Annotated in this window: 20 protein-coding genes; 14 read left to right on the plus strand and 6 right to left on the minus strand. The window is 63.2% G+C overall.

Going from position 1 to position 25,846, the window contains the following annotated elements:
• Positions 1 to 25: 25 nt before the first annotated feature.
• Positions 26 to 3,472 (minus strand): two-component regulator propeller domain-containing protein, encoded by a 3,447-nt coding sequence (locus V5B60_RS09885; protein ID WP_332346838.1) that lies wholly within the window; start codon positions 3,470 to 3,472, stop codon positions 26 to 28.
• 395 nt (positions 3,473 to 3,867) lie between these two features.
• On the opposite strand from V5B60_RS09885, the gene V5B60_RS09890 reads away from it, so the two are divergent.
• Positions 3,868 to 4,101 (plus strand): addiction module protein, encoded by a 234-nt coding sequence (locus V5B60_RS09890; RefSeq protein WP_434735319.1) that lies wholly within the window; start codon positions 3,868 to 3,870, stop codon positions 4,099 to 4,101.
• A gap of 90 nt (positions 4,102 to 4,191) precedes the next feature.
• Entirely contained in the window at positions 4,192 to 4,401 is a 210-nt protein-coding gene (locus V5B60_RS09895; RefSeq protein WP_332346839.1) for a hypothetical protein, read from the plus strand.
• A 250-nt stretch (positions 4,402 to 4,651) separates the two neighbouring features.
• Here the strand turns inward: V5B60_RS09895 and V5B60_RS09900 are convergent, their stop codons facing one another.
• From V5B60_RS09900 to V5B60_RS09910, 3 genes are all read right to left on the minus strand, one after another.
• Positions 4,652 to 5,521 carry a CPBP family intramembrane glutamic endopeptidase gene (locus tag V5B60_RS09900; RefSeq protein ID WP_332346840.1) on the minus strand — a complete coding sequence of 290 codons (870 nt, stop codon included), beginning with the start codon at positions 5,519 to 5,521 and terminating at the stop codon, positions 4,652 to 4,654.
• Between the two features lie 41 nt (positions 5,522 to 5,562).
• A complete protein-coding gene (locus V5B60_RS09905) occupies positions 5,563 to 7,590 on the minus strand; it encodes a M1 family metallopeptidase (protein ID WP_332346841.1) in 2,028 nt (675 codons plus the stop codon).
• Between the two features lie 367 nt (positions 7,591 to 7,957).
• On the minus strand, positions 7,958 to 9,007 hold the full coding sequence (locus tag V5B60_RS09910) for a hypothetical protein (protein WP_332346842.1): 1,050 nt from the start codon (positions 9,005 to 9,007) through the stop codon (positions 7,958 to 7,960).
• A 12-nt stretch (positions 9,008 to 9,019) separates the two neighbouring features.
• Here V5B60_RS09910 and V5B60_RS09915 point away from each other — a divergent pair, with 12 nt between their 5' ends.
• On the plus strand, positions 9,020 to 10,165 hold the full coding sequence (locus V5B60_RS09915) for a hypothetical protein (protein WP_332346843.1): 1,146 nt from the start codon (positions 9,020 to 9,022) through the stop codon (positions 10,163 to 10,165).
• 166 nt (positions 10,166 to 10,331) lie between these two features.
• On the opposite strand, the gene V5B60_RS09920 is transcribed toward V5B60_RS09915, so the two are convergent.
• On the minus strand, positions 10,332 to 11,273 hold the full coding sequence (locus V5B60_RS09920; RefSeq protein WP_332346844.1) for a LysR family transcriptional regulator: 942 nt from the start codon (positions 11,271 to 11,273) through the stop codon (positions 10,332 to 10,334).
• A gap of 210 nt (positions 11,274 to 11,483) precedes the next feature.
• Between V5B60_RS09920 and V5B60_RS09925 the strand changes: the two genes are divergently transcribed.
• From V5B60_RS09925 to V5B60_RS09945, 5 genes are all read left to right on the plus strand, one after another.
• Positions 11,484 to 12,122, plus strand: a complete 639-nt coding sequence (locus tag V5B60_RS09925; protein ID WP_332346845.1) for a lysozyme inhibitor LprI family protein — start codon at positions 11,484 to 11,486, stop codon at positions 12,120 to 12,122.
• A 4-nt stretch (positions 12,123 to 12,126) separates the two neighbouring features.
• Positions 12,127 to 13,278, plus strand: coding sequence for a hypothetical protein (locus V5B60_RS09930; RefSeq protein ID WP_332346846.1), 1,152 nt, complete (start codon positions 12,127 to 12,129; stop codon positions 13,276 to 13,278).
• Between the two features lie 249 nt (positions 13,279 to 13,527).
• A complete protein-coding gene (locus V5B60_RS09935) occupies positions 13,528 to 14,937 on the plus strand; it encodes a S10 family peptidase (RefSeq protein WP_332346847.1) in 1,410 nt (469 codons plus the stop codon).
• A 205-nt stretch (positions 14,938 to 15,142) separates the two neighbouring features.
• The gene (locus V5B60_RS09940) at positions 15,143 to 16,594 is read left to right on the plus strand and encodes an NAD-dependent succinate-semialdehyde dehydrogenase (RefSeq protein WP_332346848.1); all 1,452 of its coding nucleotides are present in this window, start codon (positions 15,143 to 15,145) and stop codon (positions 16,592 to 16,594) included.
• A 22-nt stretch (positions 16,595 to 16,616) separates the two neighbouring features.
• Positions 16,617 to 17,276, plus strand: a complete 660-nt coding sequence (locus tag V5B60_RS09945; RefSeq protein ID WP_332346849.1) for a glycine-rich domain-containing protein — start codon at positions 16,617 to 16,619, stop codon at positions 17,274 to 17,276.
• Positions 17,277 to 17,893: 617 nt separating this feature from the next.
• On the opposite strand, the gene V5B60_RS22190 is transcribed toward V5B60_RS09945, so the two are convergent.
• Positions 17,894 to 18,409: a transposase gene (locus tag V5B60_RS22190; protein ID WP_434735320.1), complete on the minus strand. Its 516-nt coding sequence runs from the start codon at positions 18,407 to 18,409 to the stop codon at positions 17,894 to 17,896.
• Between the two features lie 122 nt (positions 18,410 to 18,531).
• On the opposite strand from V5B60_RS22190, the gene V5B60_RS09955 reads away from it, so the two are divergent.
• From V5B60_RS09955 to V5B60_RS09980, 6 genes are all read left to right on the plus strand, one after another.
• Complete coding sequence (locus V5B60_RS09955) at positions 18,532 to 19,377, plus strand: ABC-three component system protein (protein ID WP_332346850.1); 846 nt, start codon at positions 18,532 to 18,534, stop codon at positions 19,375 to 19,377.
• Positions 19,374 to 19,622 (plus strand): ABC-three component system middle component 6, encoded by a 249-nt coding sequence (locus V5B60_RS09960; RefSeq protein WP_332346851.1) that lies wholly within the window; start codon positions 19,374 to 19,376, stop codon positions 19,620 to 19,622. Before V5B60_RS09955 ends, V5B60_RS09960 begins: the two co-directional genes overlap by 4 nt.
• On the plus strand, positions 19,619 to 21,334 hold the full coding sequence (locus tag V5B60_RS09965; protein ID WP_332346852.1) for an ABC-three component system protein: 1,716 nt from the start codon (positions 19,619 to 19,621) through the stop codon (positions 21,332 to 21,334). The genes V5B60_RS09960 and V5B60_RS09965 overlap by 4 nt, the downstream gene beginning before the upstream one ends.
• Positions 21,335 to 21,744: 410 nt before the next feature.
• A complete protein-coding gene (locus tag V5B60_RS09970) occupies positions 21,745 to 22,431 on the plus strand; it encodes a hypothetical protein (RefSeq protein ID WP_332346853.1) in 687 nt (228 codons plus the stop codon).
• 207 nt (positions 22,432 to 22,638) lie between these two features.
• On the plus strand, positions 22,639 to 23,331 hold the full coding sequence (locus V5B60_RS09975; RefSeq protein ID WP_332346854.1) for a hypothetical protein: 693 nt from the start codon (positions 22,639 to 22,641) through the stop codon (positions 23,329 to 23,331).
• A gap of 5 nt (positions 23,332 to 23,336) precedes the next feature.
• On the plus strand, positions 23,337 to 25,667 hold the full coding sequence (locus V5B60_RS09980) for a hypothetical protein (protein ID WP_332346855.1): 2,331 nt from the start codon (positions 23,337 to 23,339) through the stop codon (positions 25,665 to 25,667).
• Positions 25,668 to 25,846: the final 179 nt, after the last annotated feature.

Genomic DNA, 25,846 nt, shown 5'->3' on the forward strand with positions numbered 1-25,846 from the left:
AGAATCTGGCCTCTGTCTGCTCCGCTCAGCCTGCGCTCCGCACCGTTTCCGGTGCCGTGAAGGGTGCTTCGTTGCGCATCCACGCCGCCGTCATGCCGCCGAGTCCGGCAGAGCAGACGAGATCAATCTCGCCCGACTGTACCCATTCGGGCAGCGGTCGACGCGAGCGGTCGAGCAGCGCAGCGGCCGACTGCTCGCGGGCAGCAAGCGCTCCCAGCCAGCCATTGCGGCCGGCAGTCTTGACGGCGTAGAGCGCCGCATCGGCAATATTGACCATCGCATTCCAGTCCAAAGCGTCGGCATGCTGCGCCGACAGCGGAAAGCAGCAGAAGCCGATCGAGCAGCTCTTGGCGAGTCGGCTGCCGTCGTCGAGCTCGAACGGCTGATCGGCGACTGCGGCGCGGGCCCGTTCGGCGAGTTCGGCGGCGTGCGCAGGCGGCGTGGCACGTGCCACGACGAGGAATTCCTCGCCGCCCCAGCGCACGAGGTAATCGCTGTCGCGGAAGACGGTGCGGAGCCGGCTGGACATCTGTTTCAGTACGGCGTCGCCGGCTGCGTGGCCGTAGTGGTCGTTGACCTGCTTGAAATGGTCGAGGTCGAGAAGGAAGAACACCAGCCCGGCATCGTCGCGCAGGAGGGCGCCATAGTTCAGGTGGCTCTCATACGCGCGCACCGCCAGGGTGAGATCGGCCTCGATGTGCTGCGTCAGGAAGCGGCGATTGCGCAGGCCGGTCAGCGGATCGGTCAGACTCGACTCGGCAAGCGCCGCCGACTCGCGTTGCAGGGCCAGCGCCAGTCTCTCGAGATCGGCCGTGCGCTCGTGCACGGTGCGCTCGAGCTCAGCCTGGCGCGAGCGCAGATGGCGGGTGCGCAGTTGCACCAGGGCGTAGATCATCAGCAACGCGAGCACGGCGAGTGCCAGGCGAAAGCCCGTGCCTTGCCACCAGGCGGGCTGCACATGCACCGGGATGGCCAACTCGTGTGGACTCCAGGTGCCGCTGCGGTTGCTGCCCCGGACGCGCAGGACGTAGTCGCCAGGGTCGAGGTTGCTGTAGCTGGCGACGCGGGAATCGGCAGTGGTTTCGATCCAGCCGGCATCGAAACCCTGCAGCTGGTAGGCATAGCGCAGGCGACCCGGGTCGCTGTAGTCGAGCGCCGCAAAGCTCAGGCTGAAGCTGCGCTGCTCCGGGGTCAGGCGCAGTCCATCGCCGATGCGGCCGGCCGGCTGGCGCTGCCCGTTGATGCTCAGTTCGGAGATCAACAACGGCGGCTGATGCGTCGAGGCGTCGAAGCGCTCGGGTCGGACGACGAGGATTCCCCTGCTGCCGCCGAACAGCATGCGGCCGTCGGCCGTCTGCGCATGTGCCTGGAACCAGCCGGTACCGAGATCGGCGCCATCGGCTGCGGTCAGCTCGTCGAGCCGGTCGCTTGCCGGGTGATAGACGTACATCTGCGTCCAGATGCGACCGCGCGCGTCTGCCAGCAGGTTGCCGCCAAATGGTCGATTGACGATGCCGTGGCGGGCGCTGATGCCCTCGAACGTTGCCCGCTGACCGTCCCAGCGCGTCATGCGGTGCAGGCCGGTGACGGCAGTGTCGAGCCACAGCGTCTGTTGCCGGTCGAACAGCAGCCCGATGACGATCGGGTTGCCAAGGCCGGCGCCCGCAGGCGCTTCGACCGGCTGCAGTTCGCGGCTTCCCGGCGGGGCGCGAAAGAGGCCCTTGGCGGTGCCCACCCAGACGCTCTGATCGGGTGCTTCGACGATGGCGTTGACTTCGGCACGCAACGGCCGGCCACCCTGCTGCGCGACGCGCACGACTTCGCTTGAGCCGGGCGGCAGGCAATAGACGCCGTCCTGCGTCGCCACCCACAGCGCGCCATCGCTGCTGTCCAGGAAACCCCGCGTGACACCGCCGTCATGCGCCAGGCTGCGCAGTTGCCGGCGGTCCGGAGTGAACTGATAGAGCAGTGAGTCCGCTCCCAGCCAGACGGTGCCATCGCTCGCCTGCGCCATCTCCTCGATGCGCACCGGCTGCAGGGACTCGCTGACGGCCGCCACGGCCACCCGGGCGGGTCGCGGCGGCTGCGGCCAGACGGCGCCGATGACGCGGAGCTGGCTGTCCATCACGGCGACGCCTCCCTTGCGCGTCGCCGTCCAGATTTCGCCGTTGCCCAGGCGCAGCACGCTGCGCACGTCGGCTTCGGCAAACGGGCCGGCAGGCGTCGTGTCGGCGCTGCGCAACCAGATGGCGCGATTGTTGGGATCGTGGCGCTGCAGGCCGAGGCCATAGCCACCGACCCAGATCAGGCCCGAGTGATCACGCATCAGCACCGCCACCTCATTGCCCGCCAGGCTGGCGGGCCGGCGCGGGTCATGTTGCAGCCGCTGCAGCAGGCGGCCGTCGCGCAGGTCATGGACTGCGATTCCCGAAGAACGACCGGCCCACATCAGGCCTCCCGGTGCCTCGACGAGGCTGCTCACGCCGTCCGGGCTGGTGCTGCCGGGTCGTTCGTCGACCAGCAGACCCTCGTTCGTGGCGGGGTCGACGATCGCCAGGTCGCCTTGCTGCGTGCCAGCCCAGATGCGCCCGTCCGAGGCCTCGAACAGGGTCTGGACGATGCGACCGGCGAGGTTCCTGCCACCCGCTTCCGGCGCCGAGAAGACCGGCTCGAAACGGTCGCTGCCAGGTCGGTGGCGACTCAGGCCCGCCCAGGTGCCGACCCACAGCGTGCCCTGGCGATCGACCAGCAGCGCCTGCACCCGATTGTCCGGCAGGTCGCCGGGTTGTCGCGAGTGCCGGTAGCGGGCGAAGTGACCGCTGCCCGGGTCGAAGCGCTGCAGCCCGCCTCCCTCGCTGCCCACCCAGATGCCGCCGGCGGCGTCTTCGGCGAGGGCGCGAATGGTCGGCTGTACGAGGTCGCGGTCCTGGCGCTCGTCGCTGCAGGCGGTGACGGTTTCGCTCGCCGGATCATAGACTGCCAGTCCGTCGGATTCGGTGCCGATCCACAACCGGCCATCACGCCCGGCGAGCAAGGCGCGGATCCAGCCCAGGTTGCGCGCCGCCGGATCGGGGCTGTCGCGCTCCTGCGGGCGGAAGCGGTAGCCGTCGAAGCGCACCAGGCCGTCACCGGTGGCGATCCAGAGAAAGCCGGCGCGGTCCTGGGCGATGGTGGGCACCACGTAGCGCGGAATGATGCCGACGCCGACCGAGGTGAAGCGCGGCTCGGACAGGGGGTTGTCGGCGCCGGGAAAGTCCCTGCTGGCGGCATCGAGCGCGCTGGCCGCCAGCAGCAGGAGGAACAGGACGAGCAGGGGCAGGGTGTGGGCGAATCCAGGCAGCCGCAGGGCGATGTGCCGCAGCAACGCCGGCTGCCCCGGCTGCGCCGGGCTACGTCCTGCGAGCGCGGTCGACGGAGCGTGCCGGCAGACACTGCGCACCATCTGGCGGTGTTCGGCAATGCGTGCAACCACACCGGGCTCCGGAGTATTCGTCACGCACGCAAGTGTATTCCATTCCGACCGGACTGCAACTTTCGGGATGTCGGGGGGAGACCCGTGCATCGGGTCGATTGGCGCCGGCGGCGCAGCGCAGGCTGTTCGACGGCCGCTGTCAGGCAGCCGATGATGGCCACCCGCTGGTGGTCAGGGATCCGGCGAGCGCGCTTCCATACCCGTCAGAACACCGCCGCCAAGGAAGTGGTGGCCAACTTGCGCAAGGATCTGGTCGCCCGAAGATTTCTTTCTTGCCTATTTTGTCCTGCTGATCGCAAACCCATCTTTGCCCCCGACGCTGCTATTCTCTGATTCTTGCCCAGAAAAAATCGGCGCGTCGCCGTTTTTCGTCGCTCTACAAGGAGTCACTATCGATGATTTTGACCGTAGAACAAATTGCTGAAGAAGCCCTCGCCTTGCCGAGCGAAGCACGTGCCCTGCTAGCCGACCGCCTGGTCGAAAGCCTCGACCCAGCGGAAGACGGTTACGTTCAACAGCTTTGGGGCACAGAAGCGTGCCGTCGCCGAGACGACGTCCGGAGTGGACGCGTGGAGACGATCCCAGGTGATGAGGCCTTGGAACGAGTCAGGCGGATGTTTGCTCGATGAGGTACGAGTTCCACCCCCGAGGCCTTGGCGGAGTACGGGCATGCTGCCCGATACTATGCAGACTGTCAGGAGGGCCTGGAACTCCGTTCCATGGCGGCCGTGGAACACGCCATCGACCAGATTCTCGCAGCCCCCGAGCGATGGCGTATCCTGGAAGAAGATATTCGGCGCTGTCTCACGCGCGCCTTTCCTTACGCTGTTCTCTACACCGTAGAAGCGGATTTCGTGCTGATTCTTGCAGTCATGCACTGTCATCGCGAACCCGGCTACTGGCAGCACCGCCGTGTAGGCCGCTCTTGATGAACGGACAGGGATGGAACAGCATCGACTTGGATGTTTCAAGGTCTGTGGTTCTGGTGCGATGCTGGATGGGGTATGGGACTCCGATTTCCGGTCCGTCAAACCCAATAAGCCGTTTTTATTCTTCCTGAAGGGGCTCTGCCCCCTTTTCTCCGCGCGCAGCTTCTACGAGAAGGTGCTCTGAGCGCCGGTTGAATCCGCAGCCGTCCTGGCGGGCTTCCTGCCCGCGCTGCGGGCGCGGCTCACGCCCTCACTGCCGGCGCTTCCACGGCGGCGGCACGATGAGGCCGCGCTGCACCGCCTTTGCCATCATCAGCACGCCCGCCGTGCCGCAGACCAGGAGGGCGATCACGGAAGCCTCCATTCCGAAGCTGCCGCCGGTGAGCCACTCCGAGCCCTGCAGCGTCGACTTGAAGAAGCCATCCGGAGCCTCGTTGCCCGAGACGCTGCCGGAGTACACCGACCCCTGCGTGTAGTTCCACGCGGCGTGCAGGCCAATGCCCAGCCACAGGCGCCCGGTGAGAACATAGGTGGCGCACAGCAGCAGGCCGGCCCAGAGGGAAATCGACAACAACCCCTGCAGCGTGGCGCCGGCGGCGTCCCAGTGCACGAAGCCGAAGATCAGCGACGAGATGACCACTGCCACCCCGGTGCCGAACCACTCCTGCGTCAGCCGGAACAGCACGCCGCGGAACCAGAGTTCCTCGTAAACGCCCGTGGCGAGCGGCGTTGCCATGCCCGCAAGCAGGATGAGCCAGTCGCGGTGGCCGTCGATGCGGTAGTTGCCCAGCGCCATGAGGATCAGCACGCACAGGGTGTACAAGCCGAGTCCGACCAGCAGGCCGAGGCCGAGTTCGCCAGCCATGGGGCGCACCGCAAGTTCCTCGACCCGCCGACCTTCGACGCGCTGGACCAGGAAGGCATGGACCATGAGCATGATCGCGCCGGCCACCACGCTCGCGACCAGGCCTTTCAGTGGGCCCTGGGCGTACGTCGCACGCAGGAAGTAGCAGGAGAGGTACAGATAGGTCAATACGACATAGAACAATCCCACTCGCACCGGCACGAAACGCAGGACGCGCATGACGATGCCCGGCGGCGACTCGGTGAAAGGATCCATGGATGAACTCCGTCAGTATTCTCGGTCGGTTTGAGTGCGGCTCAGCGGCGTTCGGCTGCTTCGGCCTTCCAGAGGTTGTCGGCCGGGTTGGCGTCGACGTAGATGCCGGTGTCCAGCGTCACCGTACGTACCGCCTTGCCGCCGGCGATGCGCACGTCGGTCCTGCGGCCGTCCGCCTGCCAGGTGGCCGGCGTCAGGTGCACGCGCTCGCTGCTGCCGTCGGCGTATTCCACCACCACGTCGAAGGGGATCGCCATCCCGCCCGGGTTGCGCACGGCTACGGTCTGCATCCGGCCGTCGCTGCGCACGCCGCCCAGCGCCAGGTCCATGTGGTTGTGGCTGAAGAACCAGTTGCGGAAGAACCAGGTGTGGTTGCCGACGCCGGCGTCGTTGAAGCTGTTGAACATGTCCCACGGCAGCGGGCGCTTGCCGTTCCAGCGCGCCATGAAGGTGTGCAGCGCGGTGCGGAAGGCGGCATCGCCCAGAAGGTCCTTCAGCGCCAGGAATGCGAGCGCGGCCTTGCCGTACTGGTTGAGGCCGAAGACGGCGCTCTGGCCCCACAGGGCGTCGTGCGGGGTGATGATCGGCAGATCCATGCTCGACAGTGGCAGGGCCAGTGGCGACGAGCGGAAGGCCTTGAACAGCATGTCGGCGGCGGGCTCGCCCATCACCTCGCGGTTGCGCAGGTATTCGAAGGCGGTGGTCCAGCCCTCGTCCATGAACGGGTAGCGCTTCTCGTTGATCCCCATGTAGAACGGGAACCAGCTGTGCAGGATCTCGTGCGCGGCCACGAAGCCGGTGAAGGCGTTCTGCGGCAGCGCCTTGGCGTAGTAGGTGCCGACGTTCGACCCGTCGTTGACCATCATCGGGTATTCCTCGTCGGCGCTGCCGAGCACAATGGTGGTTTTCGGATACGGATAGGGCACACCGGGGTAGTCGGTGGACGCGAACTTCAGCGTCTGCTGCGCCGAACTGACCATCGGCCTGAAGTCGCTGGCGCTGTCGGGGTAGGCCGCCTGCACGCTGGCGCGGCGGCCGCTGGCGGGGTCGACCACGGTGCTGGCCGCGTCCCAGCGGTAGTGGTTGCTGAGTGCGATGGCGAAATCGGGCACGTGTTCGGCCTGCCACTTCCAGACCAGGCGGTCGCCGCGGGCGGTGACCTTGCCGGCCTTGGCGTCGGCCGCCTGCGCCAGGGTGACGACCTCATCGCTGCTGAAGCTCGCCTGCAGTTGGTGCTGCACGGCCGGCTGCAGCACCTCGGCCGGGTTCTGCAGCGTGCCGGTGACCCAGACCACGAAGTCGCGCGGCACGTCCACCGCCACCGAGAAGTCGGCGAAGTCGTTGTTGAACTCGCGGCCCAGGGTGAAGGGCGCGTAGTCCCAGCCGCCGTAGTCGCTGTAGTGAGTGACGCGTGGGAAGAAGTAGGCCAGGAAGTAGGACGTCTCGTCGATCGCGCCTTCCTTCCAGCCCTTGCCGGCGACCAGGTCGTAGTGCCAGCGCATGCGGATGCGCACGCTGCCCTTGGGCGGGATCGGCGCGGCCAGCGTCACGGCGTGGACGGTACTGCCGGGGACGTTGTGGTACGCCAGCGGGTCGGCCGGGTTGTCCCAGGCGAGGGTCTGGCCGTCGATGCTGAACTGCTCGACGCTCAAGCCCTGGGTCAGGAACCTGGCGTCGACCGGCTTCTCGCGCATGGCTGAGGGGTGATGCGCATTCATGTACAGCCGGAAGACCAGGTTGGTCAGTGGATCCGGGCTATGGTTGGTATAAACGATCTCCTGTTCGCCCTGCACGCGCCGGCTGGGCGGATTCAGGCTGATGCGGATGCGGTGCTCGGCATGGTTCTGCCAGTAGTTGGGGCCGGGCCGGCCGTCAGGGCTGCGCGTGCCCTTGGCGTAGGCCTGCTGGACTTCCCGCGGCATGTAGAGCCCGGCATCCGGGTCGCCGTTGGTGATGACCCCAGGCGGGGCAGCGGCCCGGCCATCGGCGGACTCAGCACGTACGGCGATCGGCAGGACCAAGGCGGCAGACAGTGCGCCGCACACCATGAAATTCAGCACCATACGCATCGAATCAACCCCTCTCTCGAATGCCAGAAAGACCGGACTGCGCTGCCGGCCGACGCAGGCGCGCTTGCTGCCGCGTGACCGGTCAGCGGAGCGGCGCCTGGCTTCCTGGCGCCATCGATCCCCACCCTGGACACCGCGACTCTACCGGAAAGCCTGCCAGTACGGACGTTCCACGGGATCCGTGCGGTTCGAATCGCGGAATCCGGGCCTGGCGTGCGGCCATTTCACCGAAATCCCCGTTCCGGCTCTCGTCGACGGCATCGAGCGAGGAGCGAGTCCCTGAGCGCGGTGATACTGCTGTTCCATTCGGCATGACGACCTCACTGCCACACATCGGGCAAGAACGGGCAAACGGTTGCGGCGAAGATCATTCGCTTTCCCCCGAGTCGGCGCCGAAGCTGACGACCGTACGTGGGTCGACAGCACGGACCACCGCCTGCCGCTTGCCGGAATCGGTCCGGATGAAGCGCACGGTCAGCAGCGGCTTCGCGCCGACGAGCGGGCTGTTGCGCGTTGACAGCTCGATTGGCTCCCCGGCACCCGGCCGGCACAACGCGAGAAACTGGCCCGGCGCAGGGCTGGCGATCAGCCGGGGACAATCCCTGCCCGGCACGCGCAGCGCAAGCGGCCGGCCGGATCCGGCATCGACGACACGGGCCTGGCCTTCACGGTCCATCACCAGGATCGATCTGCCGTCGTCGGAGACGACGGGACGCCATCCTTCTGCGAGGAAGGTTTCCGTGCCCGTATCGAGGTTGAGGACGAACACCGCGGGCACCTTGCCCCACGCCCGGAACGTCTGGCCGAGCTCTGCCGGCGGCTCGCTGACTGTGGGCAGTGCCGTCGGATCAAGCAGCCTGACCAGTGCCAGGCGCCGGCCATCGGGGAACCAGGCCAGCCCCTCGTCAAGGACCGTGGCAAGACGCTTGCCGCCCGCCTTGTTGCACACATTCCATACCTCGAGGTTGCCGACGTGCAGGTAGGCCGATGGCAACTCGACCGGGACAAGCCCGGAGAGGAAGGCGACGTGACCGCCGGTCGGGGACAACGCGAGCTGGCTGCCGATCTCCCCGTGTCCGGCTGGTGTTTTCGCCCAGAGCGCCCCGCCCCGCCGGGAGAACACTTCGCCATCCTGCGTCCCGTCGACGCGGACGGTCTTCAGCAGATGGCGCTGCTGACTCTTGTCGGCGACGAAGTAATGATCCTCGATGTAGGCGATTCGGCCGTCGCGGTCGGGACCGCTCAGGGCATGGATCGTCGCCAGATCGTCGCTGCCCGCGGATGCCGGTTTGATGACGTTCGCTTCGAGCGAAGGCAGCCGGATCGCCTGGATGGTCCCGGCCGGCTGGTTGAACAGGAGATGCCCGGCCATGGGCAAGGCCAGCGTTCCGGCGACGGGCACCGGCGCGCCCGCCATTCCGGAGGACTCATGGGCGCAGCCAGCTCCCGCAACCACGGCGACCAAGGCAGCGAGGGCTGCCTTGATCCCGATCTGCATGGCGCTCAAGCAGGGGCCCGGCGGCATTTGCTGTGCTCACTCGACGACAATCGGACCCTCGGTTGGGGTGGTGGTTCACACGCCAGGAAAGAACTCGTTGACGCTTGGATGCTATCCGAAGCACGAAGCAGAAATTTTCAATTGTTTGGCGAAACAGACTCATTGGGTTGGCGGTTTGTCCGCACGCTGCTTTCTCCGATACTTCCACGCGACTGCAAACGCAGTCATGTCCAACAGGCTTCGACATCTCATCAACCACTACGGGAAGCCCACAAGATGCCCCAGTCTATCAAGCGCATTACAGCCATCACCGTTGCCGTGTCGATGATCGTCAGCAGCAATGGCACATGGGCCGAGACCCCCAGCGATCTGTCCGATCTGGTCGACGTGCGTGGCCGCGACGCTGAAGCGCAAATGGAAAGTCGTGGTTACGTCAGTCACCACACTTCGAAAAGCGACGATGCCGCTTACACCTACTGGTGGAACAGTCGCGACAAGCGTTGCGTGCGGGTACGCACCCGTGATGGCCGATATGAGCAGATCAAGACCGTAGGCAACAGCGATTGCGATCAACGTGACAGCAGCGGCGGCACGGCGGCGGCTGTCGCGGTCGGTGCGGCAGCTCTGCTGGGCTTGGCGGTGCTTGCTTCAAAGTCCCACCATCGGGAAGACCGTGACCTCGATGAGCGGCAAACCGCCCAGTTCGAACGCGGTTACCGTGATGGGCTGCACAACCAGCCTTTCCACAACTACGACGACTCGAAAGAGTACAGCGACGGCTATACCAAGGGGGTGGATCAACGCCGCCAGGAAACGAGCTATCGCTCGGATTACGGGTCGCGCGGTGGCAGCCGGGCTTATGTCAACGTCAGCGATCTGGCCAACCGCGAGACCACCTACACTTGGGGCCAGCTGGAGCGTCGCGGTTTTGCCCTGGCCAATGAGCGCAAGTTGGGCAATGGCGACAATCAGTGGCTGTACTGGAACGACAGCACCCGTCAGTGCGTGGAGGTCGTTTCGCGCGATACCTGGGTCAGCTATGTCGGCGAGGCCAGTGCGACGGCCTGTCGGAAGTAGGCGGCAGGGCGGCAACGTGGCGTGATGCCTCGGCGTTCTGGCGGGATCGCCAGGGCGCGGTGCACATGCCGCGTTCGCCGGGCAAGCCGGCAATCATCGTACCGCCATCTTCGTGGCCGGGGCTGATTCTCGTTCGCCTCATCCCCGTGGATCAAGGCGTCAGCAATCAAGGAACGGGGGTGAATGGCCGCGCGGCCTTGAAGCCATCAATCAGGTTCTCGCAGCACCGCCGCAGGTGGTCGCGCAGCAGCACGACCAGCGGCGACAACTGGCGACGATCGGCACAGACCAGTGACAGTGGCGCCGCCTCGGTCGTCCATTCGGTACAGAGCGGCACCAGAAGGCCGGCTGCGATGCTCTTGCCGACATCCAGTGCCGACTTGTAGGCAATGCCGTGGCCAGCAAGGGCCCAGCGATGCACGGCATCGCCGTCGTCAGCGATCCGGTTCCCGTTTACGGTCACCACGATCTCCTGCCCCTCCAGGCTGAAGCGCCAATGCTCGTGCACGGCGTTCCCGAGACGGAATCGCAGGCAATTGTGTCGAGAGAGGTCCACCGGCACGGCCGGTACGCCGTGGCGCGCCAGGTAGGTCGGCGCCGCACAGAGAATACGCCGGTTGCCCGACAGGATGGGCAGCGCGACCAAGCCCGAATCCGCCATGTCCGTATAGCGAATGGCAACATCGACCGGTTGCTGGTAAAGGTCTGCCGGGCGATCGGAAACATGCGTGCGCAGCGTCACGTCGGGGTGTTGCAGCAGGAAACTGTCGAACCAGGCCAGCAGATGATTCCGCCCAAGGTCCGAGGGCATCGCGATGCGCAACTCCTCGCGCAGGCTGCTGCGCGCCTGGGCAATGTCGTCGAGCGCATCACTCAGTCCAGCCAGTGCACAACGGGCTGCCGGCAACAGGCGTTCTCCCTCCGGACTCAGACGCAGGCTCCGGGTGGATCGTACGAGCAGTACCGAACCCAGATCGGATTCCAGCCGTTTCAGGCTGGCACTGGCTACCGCAGGAGACAAATCGAGCATGTGGGCCGCTGTCGAGAGGCTCCCGCTGTCGGCAGCCAGCACGAAGACGCGGAGATCCTGCAGATTCCTGATTCTCAATTTTCTAGCAAGAGTGTTTCATCATGGCGCTAGTGTAAGGTCGAAAGCCGCTCAGCGATACTCATTGAGCCATCGGGAGCGGAGGAAGACGCTTCCCCTTCGACCGTGCCGGCGATACTCGCGATCGCAGCTGCGGCTGTCGTCGCGCAGGCAGCCGCCGGACCCGCAACCCCAGAGCGATGCCGATAGGCTATCGAGTGAGGAGGACCCATGAAGAAGCCAGTGCTCGTTTCATCTTTCATCGCCGGCGCAGTGGTCTTTCCGCTGACCGTGCTGGCGCAGGGGCCGACCTTCAACTGCGCGAAAGCGAGCGGTGAAGTTGAGACATTGATCTGCGCCGACGCCTCATTGGCGGCTCTCGACCGCAAGCTCGCAGAGGTCTACAAGGCGGCATCGGCCAAGGCCAGAGGCACTCTCGCGACACGCTTGCGTGAGGATCAGCGAGGCTGGGTCAAGGGTCGCAACGACTGCTGGAAAGCGAAGGTGAAGACCTGGATTACGGCCACCTGGACCGTCGACACGGTCAAGGAATGCATCGATGCCCAGTACCGGGTGCGCACCTCGGAACTGCAAGCGGTTTGGCAACTGTTGCCGCCGAAGACGGTTGCCCATGCCTGTCAGAACAACGCCGCCAACGAGGTGGTGGCCAACTTCTTCGCCACCGACCCGGCCACGATTCGGCTGGAGCGCGGCGATCGCACCGTGACGATGTGGCTCGTCGGCTCGGCGAGCGATGCGAAGTACGAAGGGCAGAATGTCAGCCTCGTGCATCAGGGCAACGAGCTGAAGGTGAGCTGGCTGGACACGAATACCGGCAAGACCGACGAACTGCAATGCAAGGCGAAATGACACGATGACCACCGCCAAGTCGACCACAACGAAAGCCAGCACCAGCAACTGGTCAGCGCGTCTCAACGGAGCGTTCTGGCTGGCGCTGATCCTGTTCGCAGGGGCCGGCCTGCTGGTGGTGGGCAAGCTGCCGACGTGGATCGTCGGCCTGGTCGTCGCCGCGGGGGGCGCGCTGGGCGCGCTGCTGTTCCTGCTGCGCTGGTTGGCCAAGCGGCGCGACCCGGCCTACTCGCCTGGCCGATCCTTCGGCGCCTTTGCGCTCGGTGGTGCGCTGGGCATGGTCGGGCTCGCCTCGCTGCCGGTGTATTACCTGGCCTTCTGGGTGCAGAGCGGGCCGACCGCGGTGCCGCTGGCCACGCTCTCCAACGGCCAGAAGACGGTGATCTTCCAGGGCATGCAACACATCGGCTCTGAGGAGTTCTACAAGTCGGTCGTGTTCGACCTCGAGCAGGCACTGGCCGATGGCTACACGCTGTTCTACGAGGGCGTGACGCCCGTGGACGGGCGCCCCGACCTCACCGACTGGTTCAACCAGACCTTGCGGGGCAGCAAGCAGGACCTCAGCGCCGGTTACAGGAAGATGGCCGAGCAGTGTGGCCTGAGCTTCCAGCTGAACTACTTCGACGCCATCAAGGCCGATATGGCGATGCACCCGTCGCGGCACATCACCGCCGACGCCAACTTCCTGGAGATGAAGACCGAGTACGACCGCCTGCTGCGCGAAGACCCGGCCTTCGCCGCCGGCATGGCGGCCAAGGCGGCCAAGGCCAAGCCGGCGACCTCCGATTCCGGCGATCCGTTCGCGCTCTTCCTCGGCATCGTGGAAGGGGCCACGCCCGAGCAGAAGAAGCTCGCCGGCATCGTCTGCCGCGGCGTGCTGGGCATGGCCGTCTCCGGCGCGCTGGGAGAAGCGAATGACCCGTCCAACCGCGTCATCGTCGACTTCCGCAACAAGACGCTGGCGCGCTTTGTCGACGAGTCGAAGTCCGAGAAGATCTACATCACCTACGGCGCGGCCCACTTCCCGGGCTTCTTTGCCGAGCTGCAGCGGCGCGACCCGAAGTTCGCCATCCGCTCGGTCAAGGGCGTGCGACCGATGACCCTGCCGGACGAGCCCCACCTGGCGTCGTCGGCGGTCTCGGGCACGGCGCAGTGATGCGCTCACGGTGGAGCACCCGCACCACCACGGCGTGCAGCGGTCAGATCCGCTGACCGGCGGCGCAGGGCAAGCCGGCTCGCCGATGAGCTGGCTGGCGCACGGACTCCGCTGCCCGGTCGCGTCGAACGCGTGCAGGAATCAGCAAGTTGTTGCTGGCTTGGCAACGCGCACTCGACCATGGTTCGGCATGAGCAAGGAAGGGAGGTTGCAGAGATGATGATTGCGATCGGACGCAGGTGGCTTGTGATGCTGGCCCTCGCGCTTGCGGCATGGCTTGCGGGGGCCCCGATTGCAGTGGCGCAGAAGCTGCCGGACTACAAGGCCACAGCCGGAATGCTCCAGATCGGGACGGACCCCGAGCGCCCAGACTCCGAGATCTTCCACGTCGCCTATACGCTCAAGGGCGCGGATCCCGCCAAGCGACCGGTGACCTTTGCCTTCAATGGCGGTCCCGGTGCCGCCAGCATCTACCTGCACCTCGCAGCGATCGGACCGAAGACGATTCAGACCGCCGGGGACGGCAGCTTTCCCGTGGTGCCGGCGCGTCTGGAGGAAAATCCCGACAGCTGGATCCGCTTCACCGACCTCGTCTTCATCGACCCGGTCGACACCGGCTACAGCCGCATGCTGCCCGGGCCCGACGGCAAACCCCGCGACGGCAAGCCCTACCACGGGGTCGCTGGCGACTTGGACGCCATCGCCGGCTTCATCCGCCAGTGGCTGACGGTCAACAAGCGTTGGGGCTCGCCGAAGGCGATCGCAGGGGAGAGCTATGGCGGGCAGCGGGTGGCGGCGCTGTCGCGCATCCTGGCCGAGCAATACGCCATCAACCTGAACTGGGCGGTCATGCTCTCGCCGGCGTTCCGCCTCGAGCTGTCCGATCCGCACTATTCGCTGGTGGCGCCGATGACGCTGCTGCCCTCGCAGGCTGCGATCGCCGCCCACCACGGGCTGAGCACGATCAGGAACGAGCCGGCGGCCGTCAAGGCGGTCGAAGACTATGCGCTGACCGCTTACCTGGCCGGGCTGGCGACGCAGGGCCGGGCGAGCCCCGAGGAACTGGCCACGTTCCATGTCAAGGTCGGCGGCCTGATCGGAATCGAGCCGGCGCTCGTCGCGAACCATCGCGGCCGGATTTCCGAGGTCGTCTTCGCCGCCAACCTGCTCGGCAAGAAGGGGCAGGTGATCGACACCTACGACGGCACCCAGGCCAGCGACAATCCCACGCCCGAGAAGAAGGACGAACTCGGCGCCTTCGACCGCTCGCTCAGTATCCTGTCCGGCGTGCTCTTGGCACCTTTCATGGACTATGTGCGCAAGGATCTGGGCTATGTCAGCGAGCGGCCCTACATCCCGCTCAATCTCCCGGTCAACATGAGCTGGGACCGCAGCGCGAAGCTCGGTGGCCCCGATGACCTGGCGCTCGCGCTCGCGCAGAACCATGACCTGAAGGCGCTCGTGCTCCACGGCTACCACGACCTGAACGCCAACTACCTGATGTCGCGCTACGTGCTGGAGCAGACGGTGCGCGGGGCGGACACGCGCAAGCGACTCTTCTTCGGCACCTACCCGGGCGGCCACATGTTCTATCTGCGCAAGAAGAGCCGGGCTGAAATGGCCGCCGATGTGCGCGGATTCTACGAAAAGACGCCCTGAGGACGGCTCGAACCCGGGGACCGGTGGATGCGACGCGCAGGACTGCCAGTGGCTGCAGAAGCTGATGAGTCGCCGCGCACATTCCGGGGTTTTTCGCCGAACTGCAGCAGCCCGACCCGGAGTTCGCCATCCGCACGGTCAAGGGCGTGCGCCCGATGACGCTCCCGGGTAGACTGCAGTTTTCGGGATTTTGGAGGGAAGAACCATGAATCTGGCCGATTCGCGCCTGCTGCGCGACGAATGCTACGTCGACGGTCGCTGGCAGGCAGCCGATGACGGCCGCAAGCTGGCGGTCAGCGATCCGGCGAGCGCGCTCGTCATCGGCGAGGTGCCGCTGATGGGCGCCGTCGAGAGCGGGCGGGCGATCGCCGCCGCTGCCGCCGCGCTGCCTGCCTGGCGAGGGAAGACGGCCAAGGAGCGCGCCGCCGTCCTGCGCCGCTGGCATGATCTGATCGTCGCCCATGGCGGCGATCTGGCGCAACTGATCACCGCCGAGTGTGGCAAGCCACTCGCCGAGGCGGCAGGCGAAGTCGCCTATGGCGCCTCCTTCGTCGAATGGTTCGCCGAGGAGGGCAAGCGCGTCTACGGCGAATCGATCCCGTCTCCGGCGAACGATCGTCGCCTGCTGACGATCCGCCAGCCGGTCGGCGTCTGCGCCGCGATCACGCCGTGGAACTTCCCTCTGGCGATGATCACGCGCAAGGTCGCGCCGGCGCTCGCCGCTGGCTGCACGGTGGTCGTCAAGCCGGCCGAACAGACGCCGCTGACGGCACTGGCGCTGGCCGTTCTGGCGCACGAGGCGGGTTTGCCCGCGGGCGTGTTCAACGTACTGACCGGCGATCCGCTGGCAATCGGCGGTGCATTGACCGCCAGCCCGCTGGTGCGCAAGCTGTCCTTCACCGGCTCGACCGAGGTCGGCCGCCTGCTGATGGCGCAGTGCGCGGCGACGATCAAGAAGATCTCTCTCGAACTCGGCGGCAACGCGCCGTTCATCGTCTTCGATGACGCCGATGTCGCGGCTGCGGTCGACGGGGCGATCATCGCCAAGTATCGCAATACCGGCCAGACCTGTGTCTGCGCCAACCGCCTGCTGGTCCAGGACGCCGTGTACGATCGCTTCGTCACACAGCTCGCCGAACGCGTGCGCTCGCTGCGGGTCGGGGCCGGCAGCGAGGAAGGCGTCACGCAGGGACCGCTGATCGACGCCGCTGCGCTCGCCAAGGTCGAGGAACATGTCGCCGACGCGCTCGCACACGGTGCGCGGCTGGTCACCGGCGGCCGCCGGCATGCGTGCGGCGGCACCTTCTTCGAACCGACGGTGCTGGCCGACGTCACGCCGGCGATGCGTGTCGCCAGCGAAGAGACCTTCGGTCCGGTGGCGCCGGTGTTCCGCTTCAGCGACGAGGCGCAGGCGGTGGCGATGGCCAACGACACCGAGTCCGGTCTCGCCGCCTACTTCTACTCGCGCGATGTCGCGCGCTGCCTGCGGGTCGGCGAAGCGCTCGAGTACGGCATGGTCGGCATCAACACCGGGCTGATCTCGAACGAAGTGGCACCGTTCGGCGGCGTCAAGCAGTCGGGGATCGGCCGCGAGGGATCGCGGCACGGCATCGACGAGTATCTCGAGATCAAGTACCTGTGCTTCAGCGCCGTCTGATCCGGGCCGTGGAGGAAGCGGGATGAAGCTGCTCGTCGGCCTGCTGTTCGTCGGCCTGATCGTTGCGACGATCCTCTGGTGGCGGCGCGCCCTGCACCGTCACCGCGCCGACTTCATCGAGAACTACCCGTACGCGAAGTTCCTCGATGCGCGCCTGGCAGCGCGCCGGCCGGAACTCGGCGCGGCGCAGCGGACCCTGGTCTTCGAGGCGCTGCGTGACTACTTCCAGCTCTGCCACCAGGCGAAGAAACGGCTGGTGGCGATGCCTTCGCAGGCGGTCGATGACGCCTGGCATGAGTTCATCCTGTTCACCCGCCAGTACCAGCAGTTCTGTCAGCGTGGGCTCGGGCGCTTCCTGCACCACACGCCGGCCGAGGCGATGCGCTCGCCGACCGAGGCGCAGGAGGGAATCAAGCGCGCCTGGCGGCTGGCCTGCCGGCGCGACGGCATCGACCCGCGCGCACCGCAGTCGCTGCCACTGCTCTTCGCCCTCGACGCCATGCTCGGCATCGTTGGCGGCTTCACCTACCAGCTCGACTGTCTCGCGGCTGCGCAGGCCGGCACCACGAGTGCCTACTGCGCCGGTCACATCGGCTGTGGCGGCGGTTGCAGCGGCAGTTCGGGCGACGGCGACTCCGCGGCGGGTGACGGCTGCGGCGGCGGTGGTTGTGGCGGGGACTGACGCCACCCGCCGCCGGTGGCGGGAAGCCTGACAGCCTGTCGGACTTGTTGGCGTCGGGAAAACCGCCAGATTACACAATGCAATGCGGAACGAAAAAGCGGGATTTCGTCGATTTTCCTGCCTGGTCTTTTCGCGGCCGAAGCCAGTGTTGGTGAGATGGGAATGGCGGCGAGGCTGACATGCATCGAAGCGCTGGAAAGCAGCGCTGGGATGGGGACACCACAGTCGGCGGTGTCGAGATGCAGCTTGTAATCGGTCCAACTGTTGTTGTAGCCCTGCGCATTGCACTTGGTGCCGCGATCGCACGTGGTGGGAAGCTCGTGGAGCATTGCGCCAAGCTTTGCCTGCGCTGGCGCTCGATCGGCGAGGTCTTCGCCGCCGGACGCGCTTCGCCGCGCCGCGGGCGGCCCCGCTTTCTCGCCGGCGCCGCTGGTGCCGGCGTGCTCGGCGTCGCAGCAGGGCTCTCTTCGGTCGCCAACAGGGTGGGCTGTGCCTTGGTGCCCCCTTTTTCTGCGCCTTTGCCTTTCCCGGCGGGGCGTTCGCGGGCCTCGATGGCTGTCCCATCGCGGCTCAGATGCCCGATCAGTTGATCGCCCAGATGCTCCTTGATCAGGGCTTCATGGACTCGTTGGCCCAGGCTCCCTGCGGCAAACTCGTCGAAGGCGCGCGAAGGTGGCCTCGGAAGGCAAGGTCCGGTACAGCGGGAAACCACAGATGCGGCGCAAGGAACGGTCATTCATCAGGCGATCGAGCAGCCCCACCGTCGTCGTCAAGCCCAGCACCGCCTTGGCGACAAAGGCGTTCGCCAGCCACGCCCGCTCAAACGGCGGACGCCCGACACCACACCACGACACCGCCGTGAACTCCTCGATCCGCACCCACTCGAGAATGTGGATCACCCGCTCCAGCTTCGGCGTCAGCGCGCCCCAGCGCGCCTCAAGTTCCGGGATCAGTTCATGCTGCACCACATTCCACCGGTCCATCGTCCGGCAAGCTGTGTTATCGTTCCGTATGGCAGGCGTGATCAGGGTTTCCACCCTGCCATCATGCCAGAAGTGGCTGCCGGCCACCCCCATTGCCAACCCCTTGCACGGAAAAATTCGGCTGGATAGCGAGTTTTGCAAGAGGCTCAAATTTATAACATTTATCCTTCCCCCCCTTTTCCGGTGTACTCGTGGATAGAGTTCAGCAACAACACTACCAGTTGCAATTCGAGGTCCGGTTCCTCAGGGCCAGGGGCGAAGGACTCCAGCAATTGTTTGAGGAACTCATGGGCCGGCGTTATCCCGGCGACTTCATGGCCTGCCGACCGTGGGGGCGGCAAGGAGATCGGAAGAACGACGGTTACCTGTCTTCCGCGCACACACTGTTTCAAGTGTATGGACCTAACGAGATTGCGGCGGCTGCAACCGTGAAGAAGATCGAAGAAGATTTCTCCGGAGCCAAGGAGCACTGGCAGAATTACTTCAAACGCTGGATATTCGTGCACAACGCGCACGACCAACGGCTACCGCCGGATGTCATCAAGGCGCTTGCGGATCTTAGGGAGCAGAATCCGCAAGTCGACATCGAGACTTGGGGTTACCCAGAACTCCTGATCGAGTTTCGCAAGCTGGGTCTTGCCGATCTCGAATCGTGGATGGGGGCGGCACCGACAGTCGAAGACAAAGCCCGGATCGGCTTCGCCGAAATTCAGGCCGTGGTTGAGCACCTCAAGCTTTCCCCATTCGCGACCAACGCCTCGCCGCGACCGGTGCCCTTCGGCAAGATTGAATTCAACCTGTTGCCGGAAGCGGTGGCCAGCTACCTGAAAATGGGCATGGGGAAAGCGCCGCTGGTCGCCAGTTACTTCTCCTCATGCCGCAATCCGCTTGAAGGCGAGCGCGTCGCAGCCGCCTTCAAGGCGCGCTATGCCGAACTTCGCGGCAAACAACCGCCGCTTCATCCTCACGATATCTGGGGCGAACTCGACGATTGGGCTGGAGGCAATATCACGAAAAAGCCCATCGAAAAATTGGCGATCACCGCAGTACTCGCCTGGCTATTCGATAGTTGCGACATCTTCGAGGAACCGCCTCCCCGGGGAGCGGCAGCGTCATGATCCTGCCCTCCAAGCACCTGCCGCAGGAGCGTGCTTTGCTGACCGTCGGCGCGATGCTGCTCGCTGGCCTTGAGCGGCCAAAGACTGTGTCCGCACTATGGCAGGAAGTGCAAAAAGGGGCGCCGGCCGCACTTGGCTTCGACTGGTTCGTGCTTGCTCTCGATTTGCTGTATGTTCTCGATGCCATCCAGTTGCGCGACGGTATCCTGGTCCTTAGGGTTGGCGTTATGGACCAAGAAGCATGATTCACACCCTCTACAGCGATCTGCCCACATTCAAAACCCTGCACTTACAGCCCGGGCTCAATGTGCTGCTTGCAGAGAAGAGCGACGGCGCAACGCAAAAGCAAACCCGCAACCGAGCCGGCAAGACCAGTGTCGTCGAACTAATCCACTTCCTGCTCGGAGCCGACAGCAACAAGGATTCCCTATTTCAGGTCGCGGCCCTGCGAGAACATCGCTTCGGCATGATCTGCGACATCGGCGGGCGGGCGATGAAGGTCGAGCGCCGCGGAGCCAACAAGACAAACGTGAACGTCAGCGAACCGCCCTCAGGGAAGCAACGCACTCTGACCAACACGGAATGGACGCATCGACTCGGCAAGGCCTGGTTCAGCCTTGACCCCATGGGAGACCATGCTCCCAGCTACCGGGCTCTGTTTGCGTACTTCGTGCGCCGCCAGCATTCCGGCGCCTTCAGCGCGCCAGAAAAACAGGCCACAATGCAGCAACTGGGCGCTCAGCAGATGGCGCTCATGTACCTGCTGGGCCTCGACTGGCCCATCGCCGGCGACTGGCAACTCGTCAGGGAACGCGACAAGGTACGGCAAGTCCTGAGCAAGACGGCCAGTGCCGGCGTTTTCGGAAGCGTCATCGGCAAGGCCGCCGACCTGCGGACCCAACTCGTGCTGGCCGAGCGCAAGCTCAAGACCGTGCAGGACAACCTCGCCGCCTTCAAGGTGCTCGACGAATACGCCGAGTTGGAGCAGGAAGCGTCGCAACTCACCCGCGACCTCAACATGCTGGCCAACCAGAACACCCTCGACCTCGGCACCATCCAAGACATTGAAGCCACGTTCCAGACGGAAGTGCCGCCCGGCCTTGGCGACCTCGAACAGGTCTATCGTGATGCCGGTGTGAACCTGCCGCCCGGGCTTGTCAAGCAGCGTTACGAAGACGTGCGCGCGTTTCACGAATCGGTGATCCGTAATCGCCAGAGCTACCTCCAGAGCGAACTCGCTGCCGCCCGTGCGCGCATTGAGGCACGCGACGGCAACAAGCGCCGCTTGGACGGCCGTCGCGCCCAGATTATGGGCATTCTCCAAAGCCATGGCGCGCTCGACCAGTTCCAGCGCCTGCAAGCGCAAACGAGCCAGCAGGCGGCCGTCGTCGAAACGCTGCGGCAACGCTTCGCCGCCGCCGAGAAACTAGAAAGTACCAAAACCGAACTCAAAGTGGAACGTGATCTCTTGACGCTGCGCTTGCGGCGCGACTTCACCGAGCAGTCGGGCCGGATCGACGATGCGATTCGCGCTTTTGAGGAAACGTCCTCGCTGCTCTACGAATCCGCGGGCAGCATGCAAGTCGAGGCGACAGCGAACGGCCCGGCATTCAAGTTTCCGATGCAAGGATCGCGCAGCAAGGGCATCAAGAACATGCAAATATTTTGCTTCGACATGATGCTGATGCGCCTATGCCGCCAGCGCGGCATAGGCCCCGGCTTCCTGGTCCACGATAGTCACCTGTTCGATGGCGTCGACGGCCGGCAGGTGATCCGTGCCCTGCGCGTAGCCGCACAGACGGCGAACGAGTTGGAATTTCAGTACCTCGTGACGATGAACGAGGACGATGCGTTCAAGGAAACCGAAGCGGGGTTTGATCTCGGCGAGTATGTGCTGCCTGTGCGGCTGACGGATGCGACGGAAGATGGCGGGTTGTTCGGGGTGAGGTTCGATTGATGGATTTCAATGCCATAGTCTGGCAGTAAGAGAGTTTGTGCGCAATGTTAACACCTGGTGAAAAAACGGAGATTCGGAATCTGTTGTCGAGATTCAATACGATTCCAGAGGGGGAGACGGTTGTCGCGAATTTGCTGCGATCATTGTCGGCTAAAATTGTCGACAAGGCGCTTGCGGTTATTGTACTTAATACGTGGTGTGGTTTAGTCGGCGAGGCGGATGCTCGCAGTCGGTCTGGGCCAATAAGCACAGAGCATGCATTGCAACTCACCGAGTCAGAATTGCTTACAACAGCAATACCGAACCACCTCTGGTCTGCCGTCATGTCAAACAGTCCGTTCAAGACGCTTCCCTCAGGAATAGGGCCAACTTCGAACATCAAGAGCTTAGCTACCCTAATGAGATATCTGTTGGGGATCTATGATCTGCCAGATCCGGTTTCGGGTACTCCGATCCCGTTGTGTCACCATGTAACCCCAGCGATGCGGCAACGTCAGCTGGATCGCATCTCACGAGCAATGATGCCGCTGAAAACTCGATCATTGGCTACAGGGGCCCGAATTCACCACAAGCGGTGGTTCTGGGTTGCTACATCACATGGGCTGGCGGATGTATTGAAAGCTTGTGTCGATGACGAAGCTGCAGCGGTAGCCGTGGATAAATTAGGGTTGGTGCATTTCTCGCGAAATCTTTCGACACAATCTCCAGCAGAGCGGTATGTAGTAGAAGTCCGGCTAAGTCCAACCTTTGCGCCCGAGTATGTAAAGCCTTCTTTTGTCTTTTCCGATCATAATCCCCGTTTTGTCGCCTGGACGGATACCATTGCTCGGTCAGATCCGATTTGGGGGCGAGCGGCGGACCTTCAGGTGTTTCACAACCAAGTGCGACTGGACCATGGGTGCAGGGAAACGGTCAGGCTTACACCTGGCGTTGTTGTGGCTACAGATATTCTGGATCTCGTAGTGCTCGGTTATCTGGATATCAATCGTTGGGGGCTGCGTAATGTGGCAGACGGGACCGAGGTCTTTGCTGATCGGTTAAGAGACCTGCGGTCAAGGGACGACGTGGTCGAGGGAATTTTGAGTTTTCTTGAGTGAGTAAATATGCGTGACGAGGCTCTGTATTCGGAATGGTGGGATGGATTGCCCGCTGATAGGCCGAGTAGGTCGGCGGCAATAGAGGAGTGGTTGCGTAGCGGATTGCTCCGTATTACCAGACCGGACGTCAGCAGAGATGGCTCGCAGAGGCTACCTTTCGATCCATTCTATGCCTATGCTTTTGACGAGGAGAACGTCCTGTTCCTGATGGAAAGCCTGCGCGAAAGAGCCGCGGCTCGATCCGATATCGAGGCAACCATGGTGCGTAAGGCGGTTTCCAGAGTAGTTTGCTCCTGGGATTTTTTCAAGGAACCGAGTATTTCGGCAATGCGTTTATCATTCAGGGTTGGTTCGATTTTCGGTTGTACGGAGGTTTTTGATGACCTTGTAATGCGTGTCCAAACCATAGTGTCTAGTCCTGTTCCCGTGATTACCGGGCTGGCCGATATGGCAGCAAACCTGGGTAAAGCGGGCAGGTGTTTTGTAGAACGCTTGGTTGCAGTCAGTTGCGAATCCAATTCTGCGCTGCATTTGCCATATCTCATGGCACGTTTGATTGAGCTATATTCACAAGCAGACGTGAACCAGCAGCGCGATCTTGTATTGGATGTAGTCGAGCGATATGGTCACAGTTTGGCTCGGTGTGGCGACTCGATAGACGCAGTTGAGGCTGTCTCAGATGCCTTCGTGGCCAGTCTAAGAGTAATTGAAGGGGTGTTAAGTCCAGATCAGCTAAAGCGAGTTGAGGCGGCGGCGGTGTATCTCGACAGTGACGCAATTTACAGCATCCCTCAGCTACGAGAGGCGATTGCTAAAGCTCCACATCAAAGCGCATTCATTCATGCTGCAATGCGCGAAGCTAGCGATTTCGAGCTTCGCCTATTGAATGCCGTAGGATAATGCCCATGAATGACAAGATCAGATCGGGTATGGCCAGTTCTGCCAAGCGATTGTTGGATGGCCAGAAGAGGTTGTCGGACCTTCGCAGTAGGTTTGGTGGGAGTCTGCACTTTGCGGTAGATAACAATGTCGTTATGGGGTTTGTTAGCCCCCTATCGAAACATGCCGACATTGTTCGAGGACTCTTGCATGACCAGAATGGATTTTCTGTAAAGGACCAAGAACTTAGTCTTGCAGAGCGGGTAAGCGGCTATGTGCTGTTTGATGCCGCCAAGACAGGGAATGGAAGGGTATTTGCATTGCCCGGTCACCACACCGAACTTTGGGCCTCGCTGGCTGGGGGCATCCACTCTCGCCTCACAACGGAGTTGAACGCTCATGGCGAGGCCGGGCCTATTGCGGCACAGATGATGCGCTTCCGGAACGATTTCTACAACGTTGCGGTAGCCGGAAGCAAGATACCGACGGTCGAGCAACTCATTGCCGCAGTGCCCGATCAGATGAGGGGTTGGCTCGGTATCGGAACAGCAGCCGTGGAGTGGGACAGGCTGAAATACCTCAAGGTCAAGGACGTGCTGCGGCCATTTCCCAAGGAAGTGATTGATCGAGCGTACCTTTCGGAGGGGGAGAAGCGGCAGTTCTTTTCTCTGCTGACAGAATGTCGCGATAAATGGGAAAGACACCTCAAGATTGCTCAGTACGCTTGGATCAAGGCAGGCGGCATGGCCACCGATCAGTCTCTGGTCAGCTTGCGCGTTGATGCAGTAGCACTGGCTTTTTGGGAACGCCTGAATCTTGATTATTACACGCAGCCTCATGAACGACTGGTGCTGGTTACCTCGTCTGAGCGCATTTTTCTGGCTGTCCGTGCCGCCGACGAAGAAAATGAACCCGGTGACGCTGCAAAGGTAAAGGCGAGCGATTATCTGCTTCATCCATTCGATTTTCTCGATGAATGCCATTTGCATTTATCAGGAGAGTTGCGGCCAAGCTTGGATAGCGACAGCAGTGGCCGGCTGAGCAGCGCATTGGAGATGCTGGTGACTGCGGACTCTCCGACGACTGTCAAGCATGCAGAGCAGGAGTTTGGGGAGGTATGGGGGAAGTTCCTGCGTGCCAGCGTGCTGGAGCGGGTTCAAAAAATTAATCGAGCGCACAGTACCCATCTGCGCCGCGTTGCATTCGTTTTCTCTCGAGTTGGGATGGCAGAAGAGCGCGCTGCCGGCAATCCGCTCGTTTTGAAGCTGGCTGAGACTGGCTCTGAGATGTTGAGCGAAGCAGCGGATATACGGATCGGATCATTGGCACCTGATGTGTTTACGCGCGGGGCACCTATGCTGCGCCTTGATAAGCACCCATGGGCGCAGGAAATTCAACTCAAGAGCCCGCAGGAATTTTGCCGTCTGGTGACGAACAATAGGGAGCGGACGCGATTGCTTGCGGAAGCCGGCGATCATCGCTATACCCTCCACTTATTGCAGGCCCGAGCAATGATCTGGGCAGGCGATTGGCGGACGGCGCTCCGGCTCTCCAAGTTTGCTCTGGCAATCCGGGACAAACTTCCGAAACCGAATAGCCAGAATGTGCCGGACATTGACGGCCGGGAGGCTGAGTTTCTCGCGGCTGTGTGCGAAAGGCACGCTCACGGCGATTCTTTTGAATCCTTGTTCTCTGCTTTGGATAGAGCCACACGCCATCTGAATGCGTTTGTTGAACTTGCGAGTAATGCGCATCTTGGTGGAGCAATTTCTGATCTTGATGTGCAAGTACATCAGTTGCGCGCCCACTCTGAGTCTCTGGCGATTGAAACGACTAGGTATCTCTTGGGCATGCTGAGATCAACTGAGGACGGCCGTGATGAGAGTTCCCAGAAAGGTGTTTCGGAACTCTCTATAGCAGTATTTCTTTCCGGCATGAGTCAGTTGCGACAAAGTGCTCAAGAGATCATCAATAAAACTGGCAAAGATGTCGATGGTAATTTTCTGCAATACATTAGTGCCCGGATTCTTCAGCAAGCATGGTGCAATGAGCTACAGATTAGGTTATGTGCGCCTGGGGGCTTTGGCATAGCCAAGACGGCTGAACTTGAGCGGCTGTGGACTGAGCAAAGCCAAGCGCAGGCGCGAATAGATCAACTCCACCATGTAAAAATTCCCCGCAGTTGGTTTATCGATACGCTTACGTACGTACTCGGCATTGTTCTGGGGCGTGACGTTGGCCTTAGCCGAGATGCTGTTTTGAATAGACTAACCGATGCGGACATTAAACATCCTGTCTTTCCATACGATCGTCAGCGGAATTCGCGTTTGCGTTTAGTGATAGAAGGCAAGGAATAAATCATTGAAGTGAAGAAAGCCGCTACGGGTCACTCCGCGAGAGCCACAATAGCGGCTGTTTGCTTGTGTGGGGATCGGGCATGATCGAGATGCTCTTCACCCAAGCGCTGGCCGGGGGCTCCGTGGCAGGTCAAGCGGGCCGACTTCAACCGGTAGGGCTGGCGGATTGACTTGCAAGT

The sequence above is a fragment of the Accumulibacter sp. genome (assembly GCF_036625195.1).
Lineage (GTDB): Bacteria > Pseudomonadota > Gammaproteobacteria > Burkholderiales > Rhodocyclaceae > Accumulibacter.